This window comes from Parasphingopyxis sp. (assembly GCF_052168275.1).
Taxonomy (GTDB): Bacteria; Pseudomonadota; Alphaproteobacteria; order Sphingomonadales; family Sphingomonadaceae; genus Parasphingopyxis.
Genome location: NZ_JBQLZM010000003.1, coordinates 46485 through 71519, shown reverse-complemented (window position 1 = coordinate 71519; position 25035 = coordinate 46485). Strand labels below are relative to the sequence as shown.

At 64.2% G+C, this 25035-nt stretch carries 23 protein-coding genes; 14 read left to right on the top strand and 9 right to left on the bottom strand.

Annotation, left to right across the window (positions count from 1 at the left end):
* The 11 genes from ACTS1X_RS00470 to ACTS1X_RS00420 form a co-directional block, all read left to right on the top strand.
* A partial coding sequence (locus tag ACTS1X_RS00470; protein ID WP_442612421.1) for a type II secretion system protein N occupies positions 1–673 on the top strand: 673 nt, incomplete at its 5' end.
* Between the two features lie 178 nt (positions 674–851).
* On the top strand, positions 852–2405 hold the full coding sequence (locus ACTS1X_RS00465; protein WP_442612420.1) for a hypothetical protein: 1554 nt from the start codon (positions 852–854) through the stop codon (positions 2403–2405).
* Between the two features lie 77 nt (positions 2406–2482).
* Positions 2483–5209 (top strand): TonB-dependent receptor domain-containing protein, encoded by a 2727-nt coding sequence (locus tag ACTS1X_RS00460; protein ID WP_442612419.1) that lies wholly within the window; start codon positions 2483–2485, stop codon positions 5207–5209.
* A gap of 171 nt (positions 5210–5380) precedes the next feature.
* Positions 5381–6379 carry an SPFH domain-containing protein gene (locus tag ACTS1X_RS00455; RefSeq protein WP_442612418.1) on the top strand — a complete coding sequence of 333 codons (999 nt, stop codon included), beginning with the start codon at positions 5381–5383 and terminating at the stop codon, positions 6377–6379.
* Between the two features lie 28 nt (positions 6380–6407).
* Positions 6408–7082, top strand: coding sequence for a DUF4178 domain-containing protein (locus tag ACTS1X_RS00450; RefSeq protein WP_442612417.1), 675 nt, complete (start codon positions 6408–6410; stop codon positions 7080–7082).
* Positions 7072–8442 (top strand): DUF4178 domain-containing protein, encoded by a 1371-nt coding sequence (locus tag ACTS1X_RS00445; protein ID WP_442612416.1) that lies wholly within the window; start codon positions 7072–7074, stop codon positions 8440–8442. The genes ACTS1X_RS00450 and ACTS1X_RS00445 overlap by 11 nt, the downstream gene beginning before the upstream one ends.
* Positions 8443–8466: 24 nt before the next feature.
* Positions 8467–8628, top strand: a complete 162-nt coding sequence (locus tag ACTS1X_RS00440; RefSeq protein ID WP_442612415.1) for a hypothetical protein — start codon at positions 8467–8469, stop codon at positions 8626–8628.
* Between the two features lie 37 nt (positions 8629–8665).
* Positions 8666–8881 carry a DUF350 domain-containing protein gene (locus ACTS1X_RS00435; RefSeq protein WP_442612414.1) on the top strand — a complete coding sequence of 72 codons (216 nt, stop codon included), beginning with the start codon at positions 8666–8668 and terminating at the stop codon, positions 8879–8881.
* Positions 8874–10406, top strand: coding sequence for a polyamine aminopropyltransferase (locus ACTS1X_RS00430; protein ID WP_442612413.1), 1533 nt, complete (start codon positions 8874–8876; stop codon positions 10404–10406). The genes ACTS1X_RS00435 and ACTS1X_RS00430 overlap by 8 nt, the downstream gene beginning before the upstream one ends.
* Entirely contained in the window at positions 10396–10779 is a 384-nt protein-coding gene (gene speD, locus ACTS1X_RS00425; protein WP_442612412.1) for an adenosylmethionine decarboxylase, read from the top strand. The genes ACTS1X_RS00430 and speD overlap by 11 nt, the downstream gene beginning before the upstream one ends.
* Positions 10780–10794: 15 nt before the next feature.
* Entirely contained in the window at positions 10795–11244 is a 450-nt protein-coding gene (locus ACTS1X_RS00420) for a DUF1330 domain-containing protein (protein ID WP_442612411.1), read from the top strand.
* A 25-nt stretch (positions 11245–11269) separates the two neighbouring features.
* On the opposite strand, the gene ACTS1X_RS00415 is transcribed toward ACTS1X_RS00420, so the two are convergent.
* A complete protein-coding gene (locus ACTS1X_RS00415; protein WP_442612410.1) occupies positions 11270–12037 on the bottom strand; it encodes a sulfotransferase family protein in 768 nt (255 codons plus the stop codon).
* Between the two features lie 149 nt (positions 12038–12186).
* On the opposite strand from ACTS1X_RS00415, the gene ACTS1X_RS00410 reads away from it, so the two are divergent.
* The 3 genes from ACTS1X_RS00410 (at position 12187) to ACTS1X_RS00400 (ending at position 14653) form a co-directional block, all read left to right on the top strand.
* Positions 12187–12945 carry a hypothetical protein gene (locus tag ACTS1X_RS00410; RefSeq protein WP_442612409.1) on the top strand — a complete coding sequence of 253 codons (759 nt, stop codon included), beginning with the start codon at positions 12187–12189 and terminating at the stop codon, positions 12943–12945.
* The gene (locus ACTS1X_RS00405; RefSeq protein WP_442612408.1) at positions 12935–13723 is read left to right on the top strand and encodes a sulfotransferase; all 789 of its coding nucleotides are present in this window, start codon (positions 12935–12937) and stop codon (positions 13721–13723) included. The genes ACTS1X_RS00410 and ACTS1X_RS00405 overlap by 11 nt, the downstream gene beginning before the upstream one ends.
* 72 nt (positions 13724–13795) lie before the next feature.
* Positions 13796–14653 (top strand): cupin domain-containing protein, encoded by an 858-nt coding sequence (locus ACTS1X_RS00400; RefSeq protein ID WP_442612407.1) that lies wholly within the window; start codon positions 13796–13798, stop codon positions 14651–14653.
* Between the two features lie 28 nt (positions 14654–14681).
* Here ACTS1X_RS00400 and ACTS1X_RS00395 read toward each other — a convergent pair whose 3' ends face one another.
* The 8 genes from ACTS1X_RS00395 to ACTS1X_RS00360 form a co-directional block, all read right to left on the bottom strand.
* Positions 14682–14927, bottom strand: a complete 246-nt coding sequence (locus ACTS1X_RS00395; protein ID WP_442612406.1) for a YdcH family protein — start codon at positions 14925–14927, stop codon at positions 14682–14684.
* 113 nt (positions 14928–15040) lie between these two features.
* Complete coding sequence (locus ACTS1X_RS00390; RefSeq protein ID WP_442612405.1) at positions 15041–16051, bottom strand: M14 family metallopeptidase; 1011 nt, start codon at positions 16049–16051, stop codon at positions 15041–15043.
* Complete coding sequence (locus ACTS1X_RS00385; RefSeq protein WP_442612404.1) at positions 16048–17478, bottom strand: glutamate-cysteine ligase family protein; 1431 nt, start codon at positions 17476–17478, stop codon at positions 16048–16050. Before ACTS1X_RS00385 ends, ACTS1X_RS00390 begins: the two co-directional genes overlap by 4 nt.
* Positions 17479–17529: 51 nt before the next feature.
* Entirely contained in the window at positions 17530–18342 is an 813-nt protein-coding gene (locus ACTS1X_RS00380) for a peptidylprolyl isomerase (protein ID WP_442612403.1), read from the bottom strand.
* The gene (gene narI / locus ACTS1X_RS00375) at positions 18339–19034 is read right to left on the bottom strand and encodes a respiratory nitrate reductase subunit gamma (protein ID WP_442612402.1); all 696 of its coding nucleotides are present in this window, start codon (positions 19032–19034) and stop codon (positions 18339–18341) included. The genes ACTS1X_RS00380 and narI overlap by 4 nt, the downstream gene beginning before the upstream one ends.
* On the bottom strand, positions 19027–19755 hold the full coding sequence (narJ, locus tag ACTS1X_RS00370; protein ID WP_442612401.1) for a nitrate reductase molybdenum cofactor assembly chaperone: 729 nt from the start codon (positions 19753–19755) through the stop codon (positions 19027–19029). Before narJ ends, narI begins: the two co-directional genes overlap by 8 nt.
* Positions 19755–21281, bottom strand: coding sequence for a nitrate reductase subunit beta (narH, locus tag ACTS1X_RS00365; RefSeq protein WP_442612400.1), 1527 nt, complete (start codon positions 21279–21281; stop codon positions 19755–19757). The genes narJ and narH overlap by 1 nt, the downstream gene beginning before the upstream one ends.
* A complete protein-coding gene (locus ACTS1X_RS00360; protein WP_442612399.1) occupies positions 21278–25024 on the bottom strand; it encodes a nitrate reductase subunit alpha in 3747 nt (1248 codons plus the stop codon). The genes narH and ACTS1X_RS00360 overlap by 4 nt, the downstream gene beginning before the upstream one ends.
* Positions 25025–25035 lie beyond the last annotated feature (11 nt).

Genomic DNA, 25035 nt, shown 5'->3' with positions numbered 1-25035 from the left:
CTGGCTGTTCAGCGGCGACGAGGAAGTTCCGTCGGCGGAACTGTCGCCGCCGCCGGCCGCCGTTCCCGCCGCGCCGTCAACCATGTCTTCCGCTGCGCCGCCGCCTGCGCCCGGTTCGGCATCCGTCGCCGAACTGCGCCTGCATGGCGTAATGGGTTCCGGCGAAGAGGCCGCGGCGATCGTTTCGACGGGCGCCGGGCCGCAGCGGCTCGTGCGGGTGGGCCGCGACGTCGCACCCGGCGTCCCGTTACTCGCGGTCGCCGGCGATCACATTCTCGTGCGCGAGCACGGCCGCGAAGTGCGGCTGGCCTTTGCCGCCGACGGTGGCGGCGCGCCCGCCGCCTCCGCCGTCGCTGCGGGAACCGGCGCCGGGCCGGCACCCCGCGGCAGCGACGCCGAGCGCCAGGAAGCGCGGGAATATCAGGCGGCCCTCGCACCCTATCGGATCGACGGGCGTCACGCAGGCTACCGGTTTCGCGACGGGCGGATGCCGGACATGTTTCGCGACGCCGGAGTGGAAGATGACGACGTCGTCGTCCGAGTCGGCGGACTCGGGCTCGAAGACGCGGACGATGTGGCCGGAATTCCACGGAGAATTCGTCAGCGCGGCCGCGTCGAGATCGAAATATTGCGAGACGGCGCGCCGCAAACGATCGTCATAGATGCTCGCTAGCGCAGCATATTAGCGGGCTCGCAACCTTTGTGACATTTTCGTTTCGGCGAGTGTCACAAAAGCACAAAGACTCCGTCATCAAGGAATCACAGACCCCCCATAGACGCGGCTCCGGAACCCGCCTGCTCCCATAGCTCGCGGTTCGTCACGGCAAATTCGGTCCAAAGGGGTTTTCTACATGTCACGTACTCGCATCATGCTCTTGATGAGCGCCGCCATTCCGCTTGCCGCCTGCGGCGCCGACGATGTCGCGTCGCCCGGCGAAGGCAATATCGTCGTCGTAACGCCGTCGACTCCGGCCCCTCCGGCACCGCCGCCCCCGCCGCCTCCGCCGTCGGGTTCGACCGAGCGTTTCGCGTCGATCACCCCGGCCGCGGACTGCCCGATGGGGACGACCAATGACGGTACGATCGATGGCGACGACGACGGCGCGGTCGATTTCCGCATCTGCCGGATCGGCGGTACGATCACCGGTACGGTGACGCTGCAGAAGCTCGACGGCGTCGTCTATTCGCTCAACGGCCGCGTCGATGTCGGCGTCGACGTCGGCGGCGACGGCCTGGCGGCCGGCGGTGCGCAGGGCATTCTCAACATCGATCCCGGCGTCGTCGTGATCGGCGCCGGCACGGCCGACTTCCTGGTCGTGCAGCGCGGTTCGCAGCTGAACGCCATCGGCACCCAGGCGCAGCCGATCACCTTTACGGCGCGCGCCAATTTCCAGAACGAGACGGACGGTACGGGTACGGTCAACGAGGATTCGATCGGCCTGTTCGGCGGACTCGTCATTCTCGGCCGCGCCCCGATCAACGATTGCGACGGCACGGCGACCGGCGGTGCCGCCGACTGCCAGACCGAAATCGAGGGCACGACCGGCGCTTTCTATGGCGGCGACCAGACTGCCGACGACAGCGGCACGTTGCGATATGTGCAGGTCCGCTATCCGGGCTTCGAAGTCAGCTCGGGCAACGAACTGAACGGCATCTCGCTGGGCGGCGTCGGCAGCGGCACCGAGATCAGCTACGTCCAGGTTCACAATAGCTCGGACGACGGCATCGAATGGTTCGGCGGCACGGTGAACGGCGATCACCTCGTGGTCACGGGCGCCGACGATGACAGCCTCGACGTCGACAGCGGCTATGTCGGCGTCAACCAGTTCATCATCGTCCGCCAGCGCGCGGCCGGCGGCGACCATTTCATCGAAGCCGATTCGCGCTTCGACGATCTCCCGCGCTCGGACCCGACATTCGCCAACTTCACCTTCTATGGCGGCGGCGGATCGAAGGATTTCGGCGTGCTGCTGCGCGAAGGCATCGGCGGCCAGCTGTGGAACGGCATCATCACGGACAAGCCGGAATGTCTGAACATCAGCGACGACGAGACGCGCGACGACGGTGTGCCGGACTTCCAGTCGGTCGTGATCGACTGCCCGACCGCCTTCGGCAGCGAAGGCAGCCTGACGACGGCCGAAATCCAGACGCTGTTCAACATGGGCGCGAACAACGATGCTTCGTTCACGACCTCGCTGACGGACGGGTTCGTCAACGGGCCGAACGAAGACGCGGTCACCGCCTTCACCGATCCGTCGATCGACACGGTCGATTATATCGGTGCGGTGGACCAGGCTGCGGCTTCGCCCTGGACGCAGGACTGGACGTGCGGCCTGTTCGGATCGGACGATCAGGGCACCGGCAGCGCGACGCTCTCCTGCCTGGTCACGCCCTTCTACGGCTAACCCACGACCATGTTGGGGCGGCGGCCTGTTCCGGCCGTCGCCCCGTCATGTTTTCACACGCTTTGAAGAGAGTCGCCATGACCAAGACATTCACGCTCGCGGGCCTCCTGCTCGTATCGAGCGCGCTGACTGCACCGGCAGCCGTCGCGCAGACCGTCGGCCCGGCCGACGAGACCGCCGAGACCGAGACGCCCGACGAGGACGAAACCCAGGACGATGTCGATATCTCGACCGGCGGCGGCAGCGGCACGCCGATCGTCGTGACCGGCCGCTATATTCCCGAGCCGATCCGCGAATCCTCCGAAGTGCTCTCGGTGCTGTCGACCGAAGACCTGGCCCGGACGGGCGAGGGGGACGCCGCGGGCGCGCTCCAGCGCGTTTCGGGGCTCAGCCTGGTCGGCGGCCGGTTCGTCTATGTCCGCGGTCTCGGCGAGCGCTATTCGCTGGCGCTGCTCAACGGATCTCCGCTGCCGTCGCCCGAGCCGCTGAAGCGCACGGTTCCGCTCGATCTCTTCCCGACGAGCATCTTGGCCAGCTCGCTGGTCCAGAAAACCTATTCGGTCAACTATACGGGCGAATTCGGCGGTGGCGTGATCAACCTCACGACGCGCGCCGTTCCCGACGAGCCTTTCCTCACCTTCAGCGGCAGCGTCAGCGGCAACTCCGAAACGACGCTGGAAACCGGCTACACCTATTATGGCAGCGACACGGACTGGACCGGTTTCGACGACGGTACGCGGGACATCCCGACGATCGTGCGGACCGCGCTCGACAGCGGCGTGCGCATCCGCTTCGACCAGCCCGAGTTCAGCGATCCGTCGGCCCCCGGCTTCGTCGCCGACATCGCCGATATTTCGCGCAGTTTCCAGAACGCCAATATCAATCTCGTCCAGCGGAACGACGACATCCCGTTCAACGGCAGCGTCAACATAACCGGCGGCACCTATGTCGATATCGGCAGCGATTTCCGGCTCGGTTTCGTGGCGACGGCGGGCTGGAGCAATGGCTGGGAAACCCGCGGCGGTCTTCGTCAGCAGGGCGAATTCACCAATAACGACCAGACGATCACGCCCAATGTTTCCGACTATCGCTTTCTGTCGACGCAGAACCGGATCGTCGTGAACGGCCTGGTCGGCATCGGCGCCGAGTTCGGCGAGCATCAGGTGCGCTTCACCAACCTCTACATTCGCGACACGGCGAAAGAGGCGCGGATCAGCACGTCGGCGACCCCGGTCCGCAATACCGGCCAGATCCAGAACAACCAGAACACCGAATGGTTCGAACGGCAGCTGATCAGCACGCAGCTCGTCGGCGAGTTCGATTTCGGCGATTTCAACGTCGATGTGCGCGGCAGCTACGCCAACGCCCAGCGCGAAGCGCCGTATGAGCGCGAAATCCAGTATGCGTTCAACACGGTGGCCAACGATTTCGTCCATGACACCCGTTCGGGCGGACAGACCGACCTGCTCAGCTTTTCCGACCTCAGCGATGACGTCTACGGCGCGCAGATCGATCTGACCTACAGCGTTCCGACCGGGCGGCGGTTCGATATCAACGCCGGCTACGCCTATTATCTGAACCAGCGCGATTTCGAACGCCGGGCGTTCCGTTTCGTGACCCAGCGGCAGGGCGGCCTGCCGTTCGAGGTTACGCAGCTGCGGCCGGACTTCCTGTTCTCGGACGCGATCCTCGGCTTCTACGATATCTTCGTCGAGGAACGCACCGATGCGCAGGGCGGCGACGCCTATACTGCCGAACTGGAGGTCCATGCCGGCTATGGCCAGCTCGATGTCGAGATTTTCGACGGATTCAGCATCGCGGCGGGCGTCCGCTATGAAGATGCGGTGCAGAGCGTCACCCCGATTCCGTTCTTCGGTTTCGAGGTGAACCCGCTCTTCATCGCGCCGCCGCTCGCCAACGACTATTGGCTGCCGGCGGCCACGCTGACCTGGAACTTCGCCGAAGACATGCAATTGCGTCTCGGCGCCTCGCAGACGATCGGCCGGCCCCAGTTCCGCGAACTGGCGGCGCCGTCCTATACCGATCCGGACAACGACCGCACTTTCCGCGGCAATCCCGGCCTGATCGATACCGAGCTGTTCAACGCCGAAGCGCGGTTCGAATGGTATTTCGATCGCGACGAGCTGTTCAGCATCGCGGCCTTCTACAAGGATATCGACAATCCGATCGAACAGCTGGCGACGAGCGGGGACAATGACATCAACGTCACATTCCTCAACGCGCCGGCGGCGACGCTCTACGGTTTCGAGACGGAGCTGGTAAAGTTCTTCCCGCTCTACGATTGGGGCGGGATGTTCTCTTCGCGGCGGCTGCGCGCGCAGGTCAACTATACCTATACCCAGTCGGAAATCTCGGTGAGCGACAGCGACACCGTCATCGTGCCGGGCTTCTCCGACCCGCAGCCGGCGACCAACTATTTCGTCGACGGCGTCGCGTTGACCGGCCAGTCCGACCATATCGTCAATCTGCAGCTCAGCCTCGAAGACGAGGACCGGCTCTCGCAGCAGTCGATCCTGCTCACCTATACGAGCGACCGGATCACCAACCGGTCGCCGATCGGGGATGCGCCCGATATCCGCGAGGAGGGCCGGATCCAGCTCGATTTCGTATGGCGGCAGGCGCTGACCCTGTTCGGACAGGAGGTGCAGGCCACACTCGAGGTTCGCAACATTCTCAACGAGGATTTCCGCGAATTCTATCGCGCGCCGGACGCCTCGACGATCGACGCATTGAGCTATGAACGGGGCCGCAGCTTTTCGTTCGGCCTCAGCACGACATTCTGAGACCCGGTCACGGTTTCGGCGAAAGGGTGGGGAAGCGCGCTTTCCCACCCTTTTTCTTCGATTTTCCGGTCCGCCCTCTAAAATTTCGCGTGTTGCCGACCTATATCGGTAACATGGTTGGCGCGCGCGCGCGGCAACGCTAATGTCCGCACGGGAAAGGGAGTGACTGCGATGGGCCTGAGGGATTTCATTTCGAAACAATTTGTCGATGTCATCGAGTGGGAGGAGGAACCCGGCGAACTCGCCGAGAAGCTCGATTTCGCCGATAACGAGATCCAGAACGGCGCCCAGCTGACGGTGCGCGAAACCCAGGCGGCGGTCGTCATCGACGAGGGCGTCCTGGCCGACATGTACGGACCCGGGCTGCATACGCTCGACACGTCGAACATGCCGATCCTCACCAACCTGCGGAACTGGGACAAGGCGTTCAAATCGCCGTTCAAGACGGACGTCTATTTCTTCTCGCAGAAGGAGCAGGTGAACCTGAAATGGGGGACCGCGCAGCCGGTCACCATTCGCGATCCCGAACTTGGGCCGATTCGCCTGCGCGCCTTCGGCACCTATTCGTTCCGGATCAAGGATATCGCACCCTTCTATGCGGCGCTGGTCGGGACGCTCGACCGGGTCACGGTCAGCTCGATCGAACCGCAATTGCGGGCTGCGATCATGACGGCGCTGGCCACCGGTCTCGGCAGCGGCGGCGTGCCGTTCATCGATCTCGCGGCGAGCCAGCAGAAGCTTTCCGACGCGCTGAAAGAGGCGGTCGGCCCGGCGTTCGAGCAATATGGCCTCGAAGTGCCGACCTTCTTCGTCGAAAGCGTCTCGCTGCCCGAAGCGGTGCAGAAGCATCTCGACAAGAAAAGCTCGATGCGGGTGCTCGGCGATCTCGACCAATATGCGAAATTCCAGGCGGCCGAGGCGATCGAAAAGGCCGCCGAGCAGGAAGGCGGCATGGCGGGGCTCGGCGCCGGTGCCGGTGCGGGCATGGCGATCGGCCAGACGATGGCCGGCGCGCTGGCCCAGCAGCCCGCAGCCGCTCCCGCGGCGCCGGCGACCCCCGCCGCCGATCCGTTCGAACAGATCGAGAAGCTGCACAAGCTCCACGAGATGGGCGCGATCAGCAAGGAAGAGTTCGAGGCGAAAAAGGCCGACCTGCTGAGCCAGGTGTAAGCGCGAGCAGGGGGGATCAGGCGAGACGATGCAGTCCGAAAACTGCCCGAACTGCGGCGCGGAAGTGATCTTCCGCTCGCCCGCGCTGCCCGCCCGCATCTGCGATTATTGCCACAGCACCGTGAAGCGCATCGCCGACGGCGTCGAGCTGGCGGGCGAGGTGGCGGTGCTGCCCTTCGATGTCAGCCCGATCCAGATCGGCACTCGCGGAGACTATGGCGGACGGCCGTTCGAGGTGATCGGCCGGATCCGGCTCGGTTACGACCAGGGCGCGTGGAACGACTGGCTCTGCCTCTTCAGCGATGACAGCCATGGCTGGCTCAGCGAGTCCGACGGCCAGTTCCAGATGGTGATCGAGCGGCCGCTATCCGAAATCCGGTCCAAGCTGATCCGGCGCCTCGCCAAGGGCGAGGATGTCCAGATCGGCGAGCGAACACAGATCGACGGCGCCGAATTTGTCGTTGCCGATGCGCGCCGGGCGACCTGTATCGCGGCGGAAGGGGAATTGCCCTTTGCGCCATCGACCGGCTGGGAAGTCTTCAACGTCGATCTGCGCGATGCCGAGGGCTTTTCGGCGAATTTCGAGCGTGAGGAAGACGAAGACCCAGCCTTTTACATGGGGCGCTACGTGACGCTCGCCGAGCTCAATCCGCGTAACCTGCGCGCCATCCATGGCTGGAAGATGCCCGACTATGCCGCCTGAGGACGATCGGCCCAATCCCTGGGGCAGGCCCGCCCCAGGCGAGGCGACGGGGCCCACGGCCGCACGCACCGTCGTGCCGTCCGAAAGCGACGGCGCGCCCGCCGCCGAACAGTTCAACTGCCCCAATTGCGGCGGCACGGTGGAGATCAAGGCGGCCGGCTATTCGGTCAATATCGCCTGCCAATATTGCGGCTCGATGCTGGATGTCAGCGATCCCGATGTCCGGATAATTCAGCGATACGAAGGCGAGGTTCGCAAGCTCGAGCTGCCGCTCGGCAGTCGCGGCGTTCTGCGCGGTACCGAATGGGAGGTGATCGGCTATCAGCGCCGCTCGGAAAACGGCCAATATCCGTGGGACGAATATCTGCTGTTCAATCCCTATGAGGGTTACGCCTTTCTCGATACCGACGGGCGCGGCTGGAGCCTCGGTCGCCAGCTCACCGCGACGCCCGAAAAGAAGACGCTCGTCGGCTTCGAGGTCGATGGCGAATTCTACGAGCCTTTTTACGCCCAGACGCGCGCGCAGGTCGATTATGTGCTCGGCGAATTCTACTGGCGCGTGCATGTCGGCGAGGAAGTGCTGACCGCCGATTTCGTGCGGCCGGGCAAGATGCTGAGCTGGGAGCGCAGCGACCGGGAGACGGTCTGGACGCTGTCCGCGCTGCTCGAACCGCACGAGATCACCGACGCATTCGGCATCGATCCGCCCAAGGGCGGCGGACTCCCGCTGCCGCATCAGCCGTCGCCCTATCGGCAAAAGGCCGGGCAGTTCATGAAACTGGCGGCGGCGGTGGCCGTCGCCCTGATCGTCATCACATTCCTGTTCGGCGGAACCAGCGATCCGCAAACGACCCGGATCAATCTGGCGACCAACGGCGTCGAGCAGACCGCCAAGGTCGGGCCGATCGTCCTGGATCGCCCGCGCCAGGCGGTCACCGTTTCGGCCCAGGCGCCGGGGATCGAGAACAGCTGGATCGACCTCACCTATACGCTGACCAATCGCGATACGGGCGAGACATTCGAGGCGAACAACGTCGTCGAACGCTATTCGGGCCGGGATGCGGAGGGCAACTGGTCCGAGGGGAGCAGCTATTCGACCAGCAAATTCTCGATGATTCCGGCGGGTACCTATGAACTCAACGTGTTCGCGGCGGGAAGCCGCTGGACGCAAAGCCAGTTCGGCAGCAGCAGCAACGCGCAGGTCGACGTGACGATCGAGAAGGGCGCGACCTTCTTCTCCAACCTCCTGCTTGCGCTGCTGGTCGTGTTCGCCCCGGCGCTCTGGCAATGGTTCAAGCATCTGAGCTTCGAATCGCGCCGGAAGTCGGACAGCGATTTTGCGGGAGATGACGATGATTGAGGCCATGATGCCGGGAGACCGGCGATGAACCGCGGGGTTTTCATATTCGGGCTATGGTGCCTGCTCGTGACGTCGGGCTTCGCCTATGCGTCGTTCAACGGCTATTCGCCTTTCGCCGATGGTCAGCGCGCGAGCGGCGCCGGACCGGGCGGCGTCTTCATCGGCCGCGGGCCGCGTCACAAATGATTTCGAGCGCAAGGGACAATTTCAGGGAGAGCCAGTCATGAACCTATTCAGCTTTTATCTCGTCGGTGCGACGCTGTTATATGCGGGCGTCGGCATTTTCGTCATGGTCGTCGCCTTCGTCATTCTCGACCTTCTGACCCCGGGCAGCCTGTGGGAGGAGATCGAGGGAAAGCAGAATGTCGCCGTTGCGATCTTCGCCGGCATGATCGCCCTCGGGCTGTCGATCATCGTGGCGGCCGCGATCGTTGGCTGACACCGCGGCGTCCCCGCACAAGGCAGGGCCGCTCGCCTATGCCCTCATCGCGTCGGTCTTCGTCGTCGCGATCTGCGGGCTCGTCTATCAGCTGCTCGCCAGCACCATCGCCAGCTATCTGCTCGGCGACAGCGTCACCCAGTTTTCGACGATCATCGGCGTCTATCTGTTCGCGATGGGGATTGGGAGCTGGTTTTCGCGCTATGTGAAGAAGGATGAGCTAAGGCTCTTCATTCGCGCCGAAATCCTGATCGCGCTGATCGGCGGCTGGGCGGCGGCGATCCTCTTCATGCTCTTCCCGGTCGTCGACGAGTTCCGCGTGGCGCTCTATGCGCTGGTCCTCGTGATCGGCTTTCTCGTCGGTCTCGAAATTCCGCTGCTGATGCAGATACTGCGCGAGGATTTCGATTTCCGCGAGACCGTCTCGACCGTCCTGACCTTCGATTATGTCGGCGCGCTGGCGGCCTCGCTGCTCTTTCCGCTGATCCTCATGCCGTTCATCGGGATGATCCGCACCGGCTTCCTGTTCGGTCTGCTCAACGTACTCGTGGCGCTGGCGTTGATCGCGATCCAGCCCAGGGGCCGGCGCCTGCCGGTCGAGATGCTGGCCGGCTCGCTGGTCGCCCTCTCGCTCGTCATCGGGTTTTTCGGCGCCGAACGATTCCAGAGGCTGGCCGAAACCGCGAGCATCGACGAACCGATCATCCACGCCACGTCGACGCCGTTCCAGCGCATCGTGCTGACCCGGCGCGGCGACAATGTGTCGCTCTTCCTCAACGGCAACCTGCAATTCTCCTCGCTCGACGAGTATCGCTATCACGAAGCGCTCGTGCTCCCCAATCTCGGCCGGGTGGAAAGCCCGCGCAACGTCCTGATCCTGGGCGGCGGGGACGGTCTCGCGGCGCGCGAGGTGCTCCGCCACCCGGAAGTCGAGCGTGTCACCCTGGTCGATCTCGATCCGGCGATGACGCGCCTGTTTCGCGATACGCCGCTGCTCGCGCAGCTCAACGAAGGCTCGCTGGGCGATCCGCGGATGACGGTGATCAACGCGGACGGTTTCCGCTGGGTCCGCGAGGATGACGGGCTCTACGACGCGATCGTCATCGATTTTCCCGATCCCACCGATTTTTCGCTCGGCAAGCTCTACACGACGAGCTTCTACCGCGCGCTCCGCAACCGGCTGGCGTCCGGCGGCATGATCTCGGTGCAGAGCGGTTCGCCCTATGTCGCGCCGCGCGCCTTCTGGACCGTCGCGGCGACGCTCGAGGCGGCCGGTTTCGAAACGCGGCCCTACCATGCCTATGTGCCGAGCTTCGGCGAATGGGGGTTCATTCTCGCCTCGCCCGGCGGCGTTCCGGACGAGGCCGACATCCTTCCCGGCGGCCGGTTCGTCACGGCGTCTTCGGAACCGGCCCTGTTCGAATTCCCGCCGGACATGGCGCCGGTCGCGGCCGAACCGAACCGGCTCGACAACCAGTTGCTGGTGCGCACCTTCGCCAGCGAATGGCGGCGCTATGACGGCTAGGCCGCCCGTGCCCTATGACGGCCGCCATGTGCTGGCGGACTTTCACGGCTGCGCGGCGCCGCTCGACGATATCGGGCTGGTCGAACGCGCGCTGCGCGACGCGGCGCAGGCGGCGGGCGCGACGATCCTCGATCTCGACCTCCATCATTTCGGCCCGGGGCAGGGGGTTACCGGCGTCGCGCTGCTCGCGGAATCGCACCTGTCGATCCACACTTGGCCCGAACATGATTATGCGGCGCTGGACCTGTTCCTCTGCGGCCGGCGCCACGATATCGACGGGGCGCTGCAGGTGCTGGCGGACGCCTTCGCGCCGTCCGACATCGCCCGGCGAACGATCGCGCGCGGGTACGGCGTCGCGGCGCTCGTCGAATGAGGAAAGGGGATCGGCATGGAAGTGGTGAACGAAGTGACGCCCACCGATCCGGAACGGATCAGGGGATTGATGGAACCGGGGCCGGACGGACCGATCTTCATGGTCAACCTGCTCAAGTTCAAGGACAGGGCCGAATATGCGGACAGGCGCGAAACCGATCTGAGCGGCCGCGACGCCTATGCGATCTATGGCAGGGGGGTGGCCGAGCTCCTCCCGAAGTTCGGCGGAAAGCCGGTGTTTGCCGGTGACGTCACCTTCCTGTCGCTCGGCCAGGTCGAGGAGCCGTGGGACGAGATCGCCATCGCCTCCTATCCGTCCCGCGCCGACATGGTCCGGATGTCGATGTCGCCCGAATGGCAGGAGATCAGCGTCCACCGGACGGCCGGCCTCAAGGGCCAGCTCAATATCGAGACCGTGATCCCTCCGGGGCTGTCGGGTAGCGCATGGGCGTCAAACGCCGAATAGCCGGGTGCCGCCGGACGGGGCCGGGTCATCCGTCCGTCCGCCAGCCCGACAAGTCTAGCCCCGTCAGCGTTTCGGTCTTCACGATGTCTTCGCGATACAGCGCGTTCAGATAGGCAATATCGGACGGCTCGGGCGTACCGTTCGGCGCCGGGAGTTGCTGCGGCCTGATCGTGCGGTTCTCCGGATAATCTTCGAACCGCGCGACGCCGATGAAATCGCATACCGCGTCGAGGAAGGCCGGCAGATCGGCACGCATCGCGTCGTGTGTCATCACGAGCAATTGCCCGGGCGGGAAATGGCGATGCAGGCGGGCGATCTGTTCGCTGTAAAAACCGCGCTCGACATAGCTGTATCTCTTGCGCGCCACCGGCTTGATCAGCGTTCTATGTCGGCCGATGCGGATCGCGTCCGCGAATTCGAGCCATTCCTGACCACGCTGGACACCCATCTGCCAGTGCGAAAACGCGCGCTCGACCGGATTGCGCAGGCACATGATCAGCCGCATGTCCGGATTGTATCGCGCTATGCGCTCGGCGCTCGACGGCCAGAACGCATAGGCCGGCGTCGCCTCGCCCGCATATTGCCCGGGTTGCTTGCCGGCGAACATGGCCTCGTAGCGCGAATAGTCGGGCGACGCCCAGTCGGTCAGATGGTCCCGGTCGAAGAAATGCAGTTCCTTGGCCCTGCCGTGCAGGAACAGCCCCGGATGCGATCGCAGGAAATGGTACAGCGCGGTCGTCCCGGCTTTCTGCACGCCGACGATGAGAAAATCGACTTTCGGCGCCTCAGTCATCGCGGCGCGGCAGGGGTATATCGCCGACCCGGTATTCGCTCGTGCCGTTCCGACACTTACCCGAACCTGTCCTCGACATGGCGGGCGGTGTACCGGGTTTCGCGGGGGCGCGGATTGCGTCGGGCATGGAGATCGTCGATAGACAGCGCGTGCCTATCTGTGAAGACACCGGCGGCGGCGGGCCGCACGCCTTTATTCTGAGCTGGGAACGGCCGATCTATCTCTGGGCCTGTCTCGACAGCTTCTATCGGGCGACGCGGTCGCCCTGCCGGTTCGTCCTTGCCGACAACGCCTCCGGCGATCCGCTGGTACAGGATGTGATCGACGGCTTCGAGCGGCGCGGGATGTTCGAAGCCGTGCATCGCTGCCCGGAAAACGATCCCCGGCGTTTCGAGCTGCTGATCGGGGAATATTGGGACGAGATCGACGAGTTCTTCGTCTTCGTCGAGGGCGATACCGCGGTCGTGGAAACCGAGCGCTGCTGGCTGGAAACGATCCTGTCGCACATGCGCGCCGATCCCGAAATCGGCGCGATCGGGTCCCGCGTCTACCAGCCCGATTTCGTCGATATCGACCAGGCGCGGAAACTCCGTCCCGACATGAGCGGGGAGGACCTGGCCTTCCTCGTCAAGGCAGGGGCCCCGATGCGCCGCTACGTCCCTGTCGACGACCCGCTGATATCGCCGCATTGCCCGCCGTTGCGGTTGCTCGTCATGCGCAAAAAGGCGTTTGCCCAGATCGGGTTCGACCGGGATGCGGCGATGCACAGGGCGTTGAAGGCGAAGGGCTGGAAGTCGCTGATCTCGACCGAGGTCGTCCATCGGCATCTGTCGCTGCTGAACATATATGATTATCCCGACTATAACCGGGAGCATCGCGAAAAATTCTTCACGCTCGATGCCGGCTGACGGCGCGCGACCGGATGCGGACGGCGAGGCCGGGCGCGCGGACGGGCGCGTCATTCTCGTCCTCGGGATGCACCGGAGCGGCACCAGTGCGCTGGCCGGGACGCTGCAATCGGCCGGGCTCTTTCTGGGCGACGTGATCGAGGCATCGCCGCACAACCGGAAGGGCAATCGCGAAAACAGGAAAGTCATGCGGCTCAACGAGGATGTCCTCGCGGCGAACGGAGGCGCGTGGCACAGACCGCCGGAGCGGATAGAGTGGCGGGAGGATCATCGCGCCCGGCGCGATGCCATCATCGGCGACTATCGCGGCAAGACGCTTTGGGGACTCAAGGACCCCCGTTTCCTCTTGCTGCTCGACGGATGGCGCGCGGCGCTGCCCGACGCCGAATTCGTGGGCACCGTCCGCAGTCCCGCGGCCGTCGCCCGGTCGCTGTCGATGCGCAACCCCGCATTCGCGACTCCGCGCGAATTCGTCGATCTCTGGCATCGCTATAACGAACGGCTGCTGGCTCTGTGGCAGCGCGAACGGTTTCCGCTCGTGGATTTCGATGTGGCCGCCGATCGCTATCTCGAAAGCGTGGCTGCCCTCTGTCACCGGCTCGGGCTCGATCCTGCACGTTCCGGCGATCGGTTCTTCGAGGCGCCGCTGAGGACGGCGCATCGGGAGGGGACGGACATCGCAGTGGCAATCCCCGCGCGGACCGAACGCCTTTACCGGGATCTGAAAGACGCCGCTTCGGAACGATCCGGTCTCCCGACCCCGAAGGCGGGCCATTGAGATAGATCAAAGCGCCGATCGACGGCGGGCTTAGGGATAGTCTGTCTTGCAATATCGTCGGGAGGGCGTTCCATGCTCACGCGCGGTCATATCGAATTCGTCCAGGCCCAAATGTTGCCCTGGCGGCGGATCGGCGTCGGGCTCGCCCGGCCGGACGCGGAATACAAGATGCTGAGCCGGGATCCCGCGGACGGCGCCTGCACGGCGCTGATGCGCTATCCGGCCGGCTGGTCGCGCGAGGGCCCCGAGCATATCGCCGCGAGCGAAGAATTCTACGTGCTCGAAGGGGCGCTGCACATGGACGATCATGTCTATCCGGCGGACAGCTACGCCTATCTGCCGGCCGGCTGGACGCGGCGCTCGATGAGCGCGCCGGACGGCTGCGTGCTGCTGGCCTTTTACGATCGCGAACCGAAGCTGATGCCCGATGAGGGCGAACTGGCCGAGGAGGACGCCTCCCGCGCCATTCCGCATATCGATGCCGCCGGGATGCCCTGGGACATGACGCTGAACGATCCCAATCTTCGGCATCTGGGTATCTCGCGCAAGAATCTGCGCACCGATCCGGCGACCGGCGAACGCACGTTCCTCTCTCTCATCCTGCCGCAAAGCGCGCCGCCGACCGGCGAGGGGCCACAGGAAATCCATCCGGTGGTGGAAGAGGCCTATCTGATCGCCGGCTCGCTGACCGGGCCGTTCGGCACGATGCATCCCGGCGCCTATTTCTGGCGCCCGCCGGGCATCGCCCATGGCCCTTTCGGCGCGCGCTGGGGATGCGTGTCCCTGATCCGCTTCGTCGGCGGCCGGCATGTCAACCAGTGGACCGACGAGCAGGCGCCGTTTCGCTACGATGCGCCCTATGCGCCGGTGCTTCCCGACGAACTGGCCCATCTGGCCGAGGCCGAATGGATGCCCCCGGCCGCCTATTGAGCGGCGCCCGGGGGCTGTCGGCGGCCGCCTATCCGGTGGTCTCGAAGATCATGGCCGCGATCTCGTCTTTCAGTTCGAGCCGCTGTTTGCGGAGCACCGTGGTCCGCTCGTCCGTTCCCGGTTCGACGCCGCTTTCGATCCGGTGGATCTCGCGGTTGATCGTGTGATATTCGTCCGCCAGCCTCGCGAAATGGGCATTGCCGACCTTCAGGTCGTGAAGCCGATCGACATGGTCGGGGAATTCGTCCGCCAGTTCGTGCGGTACATGGGACATGATCCTCTGCCTCCTCAGTTCATTGGTTCGTTGCGTATCGGCCATATGACCGGGGTCCGGCCTGCCACGCCACTGTAGCGGGATCGATGCCGGCAAGTTTGATCCAGGACAAATCAGAGCGGCGCCATCAGATAGCCGAGACAATCCTGACGGATGACGCTCTCGTCGCTCGTGATCATCGCCGGCGTGGCCGCCCGTTTGAGCGATATGCGGGCGCCATCGGCAACGAAAAACCGATCGGTCAGGTCGTCGCCATGCTCGCCGACCACGCGGAGCGCGCGCGCCGGCTCGCGGGCCGTGGCCCAATAGGTCCCGGCCTCGAGGTCGGAAAAATTCATCGCTTCGAGATCCGGACGCAATGCGAGGTCCGCTTCGGTGTCGTCGAACGAAATGCTGGCGGCCGGATCGACCATGACCGACCCGATAGTCTGGTAGAGCCGGACGGCCTCTTTTGGCGGCGCGTGATCGGGAAAATGGTCGAGCGCGGCAACATGCTCGACCAGCCCCAACGCCTTGGCGATCCCCGCCCGGTCGCCGCTCTGACCGCATTCGATCGTGACCGCCGGACAGAATTGCGAAAAGGCGATCGACTGGGTCGTCGACGGATTCTTGTAGAAGACCCCGACCGGCGCGAACGCCGCCGCCAGATGCAGATCGGCGGGCCGGAGCGCGTTGACGCAGCCATAATGGGGGTTGGTGCCGGTATTGTTGTGAATGTCGATGCTGGCGAACGCGTCCCGCTCCCGGGCGGCGTCGGCGACTTCGTGCACGAGACGGTGGAACGGGCTGTCGCCGTCCGCCCAGATACGGTTGAAATCGGGCTGGCCGGGCAGATAGCGGACGTCCGCCGCCATCGCCCGAACGTTGCCGACGAAAATCATCAGGCTTCTCGGCGGCGGCGTCGCGCGATATTTGCGCGCCAGTTCGCGCAGCACGTAAAAGCTCGTCGTCTCGTTGCCATGGAGGACCGTCGACACGAACAGCGGATCTTCCCGCTCGCCGGGAATCGTGATCAGCGCCGGGTTCGGGACGAGCGTCGCGATCTCCCGTGGCCCGATATCGGCGAGGCCGGCCGGAAACTGGTCCAGGCGATCGAGCCGGATCGCCGCATCCCGTGCGGTCATACGGGCCAGCTATGGACGGGCGTTCCGCCGCTTTGCAATTCGGCATAGCGTTCGGTCAGCGCCTGGAAATTCCGCCCGTTCCCGGAATAGTAGCGCCGCTGCCATTCCGCCCCGATCAGGCCGGACGTCACACGCGGGTGCAGGATCTCGTCAAAATAATAGTCGAGATCGGCCGCATCCACGCCCACTTGGGCGAGCGCGCGCCGGGCGTCGGGCAGAAGCTTTTCGAGCAGCAGGGTCCGGACGTCATGGCTCTGTCCGGCCCAGCATATCCGCGCATTCAGCCCGTCCCTTGCGCAGGCGTAGAAATTCGCGCGGCAATCCTCGAACCCGGTTTCGGTTTCCGGTGGCGTTTCCGCGCGGCCAAGATCCAGCATCAGGCCGAAGCACAGCATCAGATTGGCGATCGTGTCCGCGATCGTGGGTCCCGAGGGCATGACCCGGTGCTCGATCCGCAGGTGCGGCGTGCCGGCCTCGTCGAACCCGATGATCGGCCGCACCCAGCGCCAGATGGTGCCGTTTTGGAGCCGCAAGTTGCGAAAGCGATCGCCATCCTTGCTGACGATCGGAAGCAGGGTCGGATAGCTCAGATTCTCGAGAAAAAGCTCGAGAAACGAGTGCCGCAGATAGCCCATGCCCAATGTGACGCGCAGGACCTGCCGGCCATGGAGGTCGTGAAAGCCGTGCACTTTCGTCGCCTGCTCGAAAGCCGGGATTCGGGTCTCGGCCCACAGCGACTTGCCATAGAGGAACGGCGAATTCGCCGTCGCCGCGATCAGCGGAGCGGCGGCGACGAGCGATGCGTTGTAGAAGCGGACCGCATCGTCCTGGTTGATCTGGAGATGCGCCTGGAGCGATGTGCAGGCGGCTTCCAGCATGATGTGATCGCAGCGGTAATCGAGTTCGTCCTGCCCGCTTATCTCGATATGAAAGGGCTCGGACTGGCGGGCGCGGAACAGCTCGTCGTTGAGCGCCTTGTACCGGTTGAGGTCGGACATCCAGGCTGGCTGGAGCATCTCGTCGCGCACGGTCGGCAGGATACCGATCGCCAATGGCCGCTGCCGGAGGGTCTCCGCCGCATGCGTGCAGCGCTGCCACAGATTGTCGAGATCGCCCCGCATCGTGGCGAAGCATCGGCCTTTCAGGTCATGGGGATCGGCGTTGAGTTCGAAATTGAACTTGGAAAGTTCGTGGACGACATGCGGATCGTTCGCGGTGGCGATGAATTCGTCGCTGCTCGGGGTGGGAAGGAAGTTCTCGTCGACGAGCCAGGCTTCCAGTTCGAGGCCGGTTTTGAAAATGTCGGATTGCTCGAACCGTTTCTCTTCGAACCAGCGTTTGAGCGTTTTCGTCTCGTCCCGGAGCCGCGCCCGAAACTCTGCATGGTCGCTTTCGTCGAAACGCGATCGTGCGATGTCCTGGCCCAATTTTACATCCCCTGGAAACGGTGCATCCGATGACCGCGGGCGCGACGGTCCTTATTGAACCAACGGGTTTTCATGCCCTTCGAGGCTGGTTCCCTGCAGGTCGGCGCGCCCGACCAGAATACCGATATATTGGGCGACGGCGCGGCGCCAGCTTGCTTCTTCGAGATAGTCGGCGATTTTCGCATGCGCCATGTCGAACGGCAGCGTCCGGCCGGCGATCCTGCGTCCGACTTTCAGGACATGCGCGCCGTAGCGCGTCTTGACCGGCACCGGGCATAGCTGCCCTTCGTCGAGATTGAACAGGAAGGTATCGAACTCGTCGACGGTCTGGCCGGGACCGAGCTGGCCGAGATTTCCGCCCTGGCCGGCCGACGGACAGGCCGATCGCGCCTCGGCCAGCGCCGCGAAACGTTCCGGATGGTCCGCCAGCTCGGCGATCGTCGCCTGGGCGTCGGCGACGGCCTTTGCATAGGCGGTTTCATCGTCCCGGCGCGCGGCGAAGAGAATGTGCGACGCCTCTACCAGATCGGGGCTCGTGAAACGATCCGTGTGGCGGTCGTAAAAGCGCCGGCAGGTTTCTTCATCGGCATCGGGCGTTTTCACCTCGCGCTCGAGCAGCGCTTCGATCCGCGCATCGTCGGGCGCGAGATCGCGGCCCTTGTCGTCCTTGAGCGATGGCGGGGCGATGTCGAGCCGGTCGGCTTCGGCCAGCAGCAGCGTCTTGATTGCCAGCGCTTCGGCGGCCGCCGACCAGGCTTTGTCGGGATCGCCCGCCGGATGGTTCTGCGCCTCCGCGGCGATCGCCTCGGGGGATATTTCCCGGCCGTTTACCGTCGGCGCGTCGCTGGGTCGGACGTCGCTCATGCCGTCGACCGCTTGCTGCGCACGATCTGGTAGCCCGGCCGCCAGAGATAGCGGACCGGCGCCGAGAGCATGTGGACGAGCCGGGTGAAGGGGAAGAGCAGGAAGATCGTCAGGCCCAGGAAGATGTGCAGTTTGAAGATCCAGTGCGCATCGAGAATGTAGGTCGCGGCCGCCGGGTCGAAGACGAAGATGCCCTGTGCCCAGGCCATGAAACGGACCATCTCCGCGCCGTCGAGATGCTCGAGCGATATCAGGATCGTCGACAGGCCGAGTACGAGCTGAACCCAGAGCAGCAGGATCACCGCGGTATCGGCAAAGCTCGAATTGCGGCGGATGCGGGCATCGAACAGCCGGCGATGGACGAGCATCGTCGCGCCGATCAGCGAAATCGCGCCCGCGACGCCGCCGACCCCGATCGCCATGACCTGTTTGAACGGATGGCTGATGCCCATCCAGTCGAAGAATTCGATCGGCGTCAGCAGTCCGACCAGATGGCCGATGAAGACGACCAGCACGCCGAGATGGAACAGCACCGAACCGACCATCAGCTGGCGGCGCCTGAGGAGCTGGCTCGATCCCGAGCGCCAGCTATAGGGTTCGCGGTCGTACCGCACGATCGATCCGATCGCGAGCACCGAGAGCGCGATATAGGGATAGATGCCGAAGACCAGGCTGTTGAGAAATTCAGCCATTGCGCGCGCTCCCATCAAGGGCCTTGCCGGCCGTGTCGGGTGGTGGAACTTCTGCAGCCAGCCGGTCCAGCATGCCGGCGACCCTGGGGCAGCCGTCATCCGGCGAACCCGGGCCGAAGGTAACCTGTTCGGCTTCCCAGGCCGCATCGATGGCTTCCAGGTCGTTCGGATCGTCGTCGGCCTCGTCGAGCAGAGCTTCGGTCGCTTTCGGGTCGGCTTCGGCCATCGCGGCGAGCGCCAGCATTGCGGCGGCATAACTGCTTTCGCGTTTCGCCAGCCGCTCGCCGAGCGCCGCGATGACATGCGCCGGCTGGCCGAGCAGGTCGAGCGCCTCGGTCTTGGGCAAGGTCGACAGGAATTCGAGGAACAGCGGGATGAAATCGGGCAGTTCCTTGCTCTCGATCGCGAGCCCGCGCTCTTCATACATCGCCTTGAGATCGACCATCGCCTGGCCGCGGTCCCGGCTCTCGCCATGGACATGTTCGAACAGGTGGAGCGAGAGCGAGCGGGTGCGGTCGAACAGCAGCACATAGCGCTCCTGCAGATCGAGCAGCTCGCGCGTCCGGTATTCCTCGATCAGCGCGCGCAGCGGCGGCAGGCAGTCGGCGGGCACAAGGCCCTCACCGGCGAGGATATCGTGAAATTCGCAGGATGCCGCCTGGATCTCCACGGTCGGATAGGCGAGCAGCAGCGAGAGGACCTTGAAGCTCTTTATCGTCATCAGAACATCTCCGAAGGGGTCTGGATGCGCTTCTTCTTCGGCGTGCCGAACAGATTGGGTTCGGACGCGCCGCCCGAGCAGCCATTGCCGAACGAGAAACCGCATGAGCCGCGCACGTCATAGGCGTCTTCCACCTCTTCGCGGTGGGTGGTCGGGATGACGAAGCGATCCTCGTAATTGGCGATCGCCATGACATGGTACATGTCCTCGATCTGCTGCGCGGTGAGGCCGACCTTCTGGGCGACGTCCGTGGCGATCACGCCATCGATCGTCTTCGCACGCATATAGCTGCGCATCGCCAGCATCCGTTCGAGGCAGAGCGCGACCGGCTCTTCCTTGCCCGCCGTCAGCAGGTTGGCCAGATATCCGAGCGGGATGCGCAGCGAGCGCACGTCGGGCATGTCATCATTGACCGCGATCTGACCGGCATTGGCCGCCGCGCTGATCGGCGACAATGGCGGGACATACCAGACCATCGGCAAGGTCCGATATTCGGGATGGAGCGGGAAGGCGACCTTCCACTCCATCGCCATCTTCCAGACGGGCGAGGCTTTCGCCGCATCGAGCCAGGCCTCGGGAACGCCGTCCCTGCGGGCCTGTTCGATCACTGCCGGATCGTTGGGATCGAGGAAGATATCGAGCTGCGCCTGATACAGGTCTTCCACATCCTCCGCCGACGCCGCTTCCTCGATACGGTCCGCATCGTAGAGCATCACGCCGAGATAGCGGATGCGGCCGACACAGGTTTCCGAACAGACGGTCGGCTGGCCGGCTTCGATCCGCGGATAGCAGAAGATGCATTTCTCCGACTTGCCGGTGTTCCAGTTATAATAGATCTTCTTGTACGGGCAGCCCGAGACGCACATCCGCCAGCCGCGGCATTTCTCCTGGTCGATCAGGACGATGCCGTCTTCCTCTCGCTTGTAGATCGCGCCCGATGGGCAGGCGGCGACGCAGGTCGGGTTGAGGCAATGCTCGCAGAGCCGCGGCAGGTACATCATGAACGTGTTTTCGAACTCGCCGTAAATCTCCTTCTGGATGCCCTCGAAATTGTAATCCTCGGAGCGCTTCGAGAATTCGCCACCGAGGATTTCCTCCCAGTTCGGGCCCCATTCGATCTTCTCCATCCGCTCGCCCGAGATCAGCGAACGCGGCCGCGCGGTCGGCATCGCCTTCATCTCCGGCGCGTTTTGCAGATGCTCGTAATCGAAGGTGAAGGGCTCGTAATAATCGTCGATCTCGGGAAGGTCGGGATTGGCGAAGATCTTGGCGAGCACCCGCCACTTGCCGCCCATGCGCGGCCGCAGCCGGCCTTTGCGCACCCGTTCCCAGCCGCCGTTCCAGCGCGTCTGGTTTTCCCAGTCCTTCGGATAGCCGATGCCGGGCTTGGTCTCGACATTGTTGAACCAGGCATATTCCATGCCCTCGCGGCTGGTCCATACATTCTTGCAGGTCACCGAACAGGTGTGGCAGCCGATGCACTTGTCGAGGTTGAGTACCTTGCCGATTTGGGCGCGGATTTTCATTCTGCTGCCTCCATGTCCGGGGACAGCCTGTTTTCAGGTCCGTCGAGCCAGTCGACCTTGTTCATCTTGCGGACGATCACGAACTCGTCGCGGTTCGATCCGACCGTGCCGTAATAGTTGAAGCCGTAGCTCTGCTGCGCATAGCCGCCGATCATGTGGGTCGGCTTGAGCACCGCGCGGGTCACGCTGTTGTGGATGCCGCCGCGATTGCCGGTGATCTGCGATCCCGGGACATTCACGATCTTCTCCTGCGCGTGATACATGAAGAGTGTGCCCTCCTTCATGCGCTGCGAGACGACGGCCCGGGCGACGAGCGCGCCGTTCGCGTTGAACGCCTCGACCCAGTCATTGTCGACGATCCCGGCCTTGGCCGCGTCGGTTTCGGACAGCCAGACGATCGGGCCGCCGCGCGACAGCGTCAGCATCAGCAGATTGTCGGTATAGGTCGAATGGATGCCCCATTTCTGGTGTGGAGTGATGAAGTTCAGGACGACATGGTCCTGTCCCTCGGCCCGGTCGAGCATCGGCTTGACCGCCTTGGTGTCGATCGGCGGCCGATAGACGCAGAAACCCTCGCCGAAGGCGCGCATCCAGAGATGATCCTGATAGAGCTGCTGCCGCCCGGTGAGCGTGCGCCAGGGGATCAGCTCGTGGACGTTGGTATAGCCTGCATTGTAGCAGACCTTCTCGCTTTCGAGCCCGGACCAGGTCGGCGAAGAGATGATCTTGCGCGGCTGCGCGACGACGTCGCGGAAGCGGATCTTCTCGTCCTCCTTGGGCAGCGCCAGATGCGCATGGTCGCGGCCGGTGAATTTCTCGAGCGCCTCCCATGCCTTGACCGCGACCTCGCCATTGGTCTCGGGCGCGAGCATCAGGATGACTTCGGTGGCGTCGATATCGCTCTCGATCCGCGCCATGCCCTGGGTCGGGCCTTCTTCGGTCACGGTGCCGTTCAGCGCCTTGAGATGCTCGACCTCATTCTGCGTGTTCCAGCCGATCCCCTTGCCGCCATTGCCGAGCGTGTCCATCAGCGGTCCCAGCGCCGTGAAGCGTTTGTAGAGATTGGGATAATCGCGCTTCACTACTGTGATGTTCGGCATGGTCTTGCCGGGAACGGGGTCCGCTTGGCCCTTGGTCCAATCGGCGACGTCCATCGGCTGGGCGATCTCGCCCGGCGTGTCGTGGAGGATCGGCGTCAGCACGACATCCTCTTCCTCGCCGAGAACCTCCGGCGCGACCTCGGAGAATTTCTTCGCGATCGCCTTGTAGATTTCCCAGTCCGATTTCGATTCCCAGACGGGATCGACCGCCGCCGAAAGCGGATGGATGAAGGGGTGCATGTCCGATGTGTTGAGGTCGTTCTTCTCGTACCAGGTCGCGGTCGGCAGCACGATGTCCGAATAGACGCAGGTCGTCGACATGCGGAAATCGAGCGTCACTAGGAGGTCCAGTTTCCCCTCGGGCGCCTCTTCGTGCCAGGCGACGTCCTGGGGCTTGGTATGGCCCATCTCGCCCAGATCCTTGCCCTGTACGCCATGGCTCGTGCCGAGCAGGTGCTTGAGCAGATATTCATGGCCCTTGCCCGAGGAACCGAGCAGATTCGAGCGCCAGACGAACAGGTTGCGCGGCCAGTTGGCGGGGTCGTCGGGATCGTGGCAGCTAAGTTCGAGATCGCCCGATTTCAGCGCATCGACGACATAGTCTTCGGGTTTCTTCCCCACCATGCGCGCCGCCTCCGCGATGTCGAGCGGGTTGGTCTTGAGCTGCGGCGCGGACGGCAGCCAGCCCATCCGCTCGGCCCGCGCATTGTAGTCGATCAGCGATCCGCCCCAATCGCCGTCCGGCGCGGTCGGCGACAGTATCTCGTCGAGGCCCAGCGTCTCGTAGCGCCACTGGTCCGAATGGGCGTAGAAGAAGCTGGTCGAGTTCATCTGGCGCGGCGGCCGGCCCCAGTCGAGGCCGAAGGCGAGCGGCAGCCAGCCGGTCTGGGGGCGCAGCTTCTCCTGGCCGACATAGTGCGACCAGCCGCCGCCCGACTGGCCCACGCAGCCGCACATGATCAGGAGGTTGATGATCCCCCTGTAATTCATGTCCATGTGATACCAGTGGTTGAGGCCCGCCCCGAGGATCACCATCGACTTGCCGTTCGTCTTTTCGGCGTTGCTCGCGAATTCGCGCGCGACGGTGATGATATGGTCGGCCGGCACGCCGGTGATCTGTTCGGCCCAGGCCGGGGTATAGGGCTCGTTATCCTCGAAACTCGTCGCGAGATTCTCGCCGCCCAACCCCCGGTCGAGACCGTAATTGGCCATGAACAGGTCGTAGACGGTGGCGACATAGGCATCGCCCTCGGCCAGCTTGAGCTTCATCACCGGGATCCGCCGCATCAGCGTATCGGGATGGTCGGTGCCCTTGAAATAGTCATGGTCGCGATTGCCGAAATAGGGGAAGGCGACGTCGAGCACGTCGTCATAGTCGCCGTCGAGGATATTGGTCAGGCGCAGTTTGGTATCCGCCCCGCCGCTTTCCTTTTCCTCGAGGTTCCACTTGCCCTTCTCGCCCCAGCGGAAGCCGACCGAGCCGTTGGGCGCGACGATATCGCCGGTCTTCTCGTCGATCGCGACGGTTTTCCATTCGGCGTTATTCTCTTCGCCGAGACCATCCTCGAACTCGCTGGCGCGCAGCAGCCGTTCGGGAACGAAGCGGCCGTCCTTTTCGACGAGCCGGACGAGCATCGGCATGTCGGTGTAGCGCCGGGCATAGTCCTCGAAATATTCCGCCTGCCGGTCGAGATGATATTCGCGCAGGATGACATGGCCCATCGCCATGGCGAGCGCGGCGTCGGTGCCCTGTTTGGGGTGCAGCCAGATATCGGAGAATTTGGCGGCTTCGGAATAGTCGGGGGAGACGACCACGGACTTGGTGCCCTTGTAGCGCGCCTCGGTGTAGAAATGGGCGTCCGGGGTGCGGGTCTGCGGAACGTTGGAGCCCCAGAGCATCAGGAAGCCGGCATTGTACCAGTCGGCGCTTTCGGGAACGTCGGTCTGCTCGCCCCAGGTCATCGGCGAGGCCGGGGGCAGGTCGCAATACCAGTCGTAGAAGGACATGCAGGTGCCGCCGAGCAGCGACAGATAGCGTGAGCCCGCGGCATAGGAGACCATCGACATGGCCGGGATCGGGGAAAAGCCGATGACCCGGTCGGGCCCATGTTCGCGCGCGGTATAGGCGTTGGCGGCGGCGACGATCTCGGTCACCTCGTCCCAGTCCGCGCGGACGAAGCCGCCATGGCCGCGGATCTTGGTGTAGGAGTCGCGCTTCGCCTTGTCCTGGACGATCGACGCCCAGGCCGCGACCGGCGCCATCGTCCTGCGCGCCTCGCGCCACAGCTTGACGAGGCGGGAGCGCACGAGCGGATATTTGAGCCGGTTGCCCGAATAGATGTACCAGCTGTAACTCGCGCCGCGCGAGCAGCCGCGCGGCTCGTGATTGGGAAGGTCGGGCCGGGTGCGCGGATAGTCGGTCTGCTGGGTTTCCCAGGTGACGATCCCGCCCTTGACGTAGACTTTCCAGGAGCACGACCCCGTGCAGTTCACGCCATGGGTCGAGCGCACGATCTTGTCGTGCTGCCACCGCTTGCGATAGCCGTCCTCCCAGCGGCGATCCTCGCGCGTCGTGACGCCGTGACCGTCGGAAAATTCCCGCTTCTCGCTGAAGAAGTTGAGGCGATCGAGGAGATGGCTCATGGCGTCTTGTC

What these genes read in the sequence shown, in the direction of transcription:
- narH (WP_442612400.1), bottom strand. Translation starts at nt 21,281, where the DNA reads ATGAAAATCCGCGCCCAAATCGGCAAGGTACTCAACCTCGACAAGTGC.
- ACTS1X_RS00360 (WP_442612399.1), bottom strand. Translation starts at nt 25,024, where the DNA reads ATGAGCCATCTCCTCGATCGCCTCAACTTCTTCAGCGAGAAGCGGGAA.
- ACTS1X_RS00380 (WP_442612403.1), bottom strand. Translation starts at nt 18,342, where the DNA reads ATGAGCGACGTCCGACCCAGCGACGCGCCGACGGTAAACGGCCGGGAA.
- narJ (WP_442612401.1), bottom strand. Translation starts at nt 19,755, where the DNA reads ATGACGATAAAGAGCTTCAAGGTCCTCTCGCTGCTGCTCGCCTATCCG.
- ACTS1X_RS00450 (WP_442612417.1), top strand. Translation starts at nt 6,408, where the DNA reads ATGCAGTCCGAAAACTGCCCGAACTGCGGCGCGGAAGTGATCTTCCGC.
- ACTS1X_RS00445 (WP_442612416.1), top strand. Translation starts at nt 7,072, where the DNA reads ATGCCGCCTGAGGACGATCGGCCCAATCCCTGGGGCAGGCCCGCCCCA.
- ACTS1X_RS00435 (WP_442612414.1), top strand. Translation starts at nt 8,666, where the DNA reads ATGAACCTATTCAGCTTTTATCTCGTCGGTGCGACGCTGTTATATGCG.
- ACTS1X_RS00390 (WP_442612405.1), bottom strand. Translation starts at nt 16,051, where the DNA reads ATGACCGCACGGGATGCGGCGATCCGGCTCGATCGCCTGGACCAGTTT.
- ACTS1X_RS00405 (WP_442612408.1), top strand. Translation starts at nt 12,935, where the DNA reads ATGCCGGCTGACGGCGCGCGACCGGATGCGGACGGCGAGGCCGGGCGC.
- ACTS1X_RS00460 (WP_442612419.1), top strand. Translation starts at nt 2,483, where the DNA reads ATGACCAAGACATTCACGCTCGCGGGCCTCCTGCTCGTATCGAGCGCG.
- ACTS1X_RS00420 (WP_442612411.1), top strand. Translation starts at nt 10,795, where the DNA reads ATGGAAGTGGTGAACGAAGTGACGCCCACCGATCCGGAACGGATCAGG.
- ACTS1X_RS00400 (WP_442612407.1), top strand. Translation starts at nt 13,796, where the DNA reads ATGCTCACGCGCGGTCATATCGAATTCGTCCAGGCCCAAATGTTGCCC.
- ACTS1X_RS00415 (WP_442612410.1), bottom strand. Translation starts at nt 12,037, where the DNA reads ATGACTGAGGCGCCGAAAGTCGATTTTCTCATCGTCGGCGTGCAGAAA.
- ACTS1X_RS00455 (WP_442612418.1), top strand. Translation starts at nt 5,381, where the DNA reads ATGGGCCTGAGGGATTTCATTTCGAAACAATTTGTCGATGTCATCGAG.
- speD (WP_442612412.1), top strand. Translation starts at nt 10,396, where the DNA reads ATGACGGCTAGGCCGCCCGTGCCCTATGACGGCCGCCATGTGCTGGCG.
- ACTS1X_RS00465 (WP_442612420.1), top strand. Translation starts at nt 852, where the DNA reads ATGTCACGTACTCGCATCATGCTCTTGATGAGCGCCGCCATTCCGCTT.
- ACTS1X_RS00395 (WP_442612406.1), bottom strand. Translation starts at nt 14,927, where the DNA reads ATGTCCCATGTACCGCACGAACTGGCGGACGAATTCCCCGACCATGTC.
- ACTS1X_RS00440 (WP_442612415.1), top strand. Translation starts at nt 8,467, where the DNA reads ATGAACCGCGGGGTTTTCATATTCGGGCTATGGTGCCTGCTCGTGACG.
- narI (WP_442612402.1), bottom strand. Translation starts at nt 19,034, where the DNA reads ATGGCTGAATTTCTCAACAGCCTGGTCTTCGGCATCTATCCCTATATC.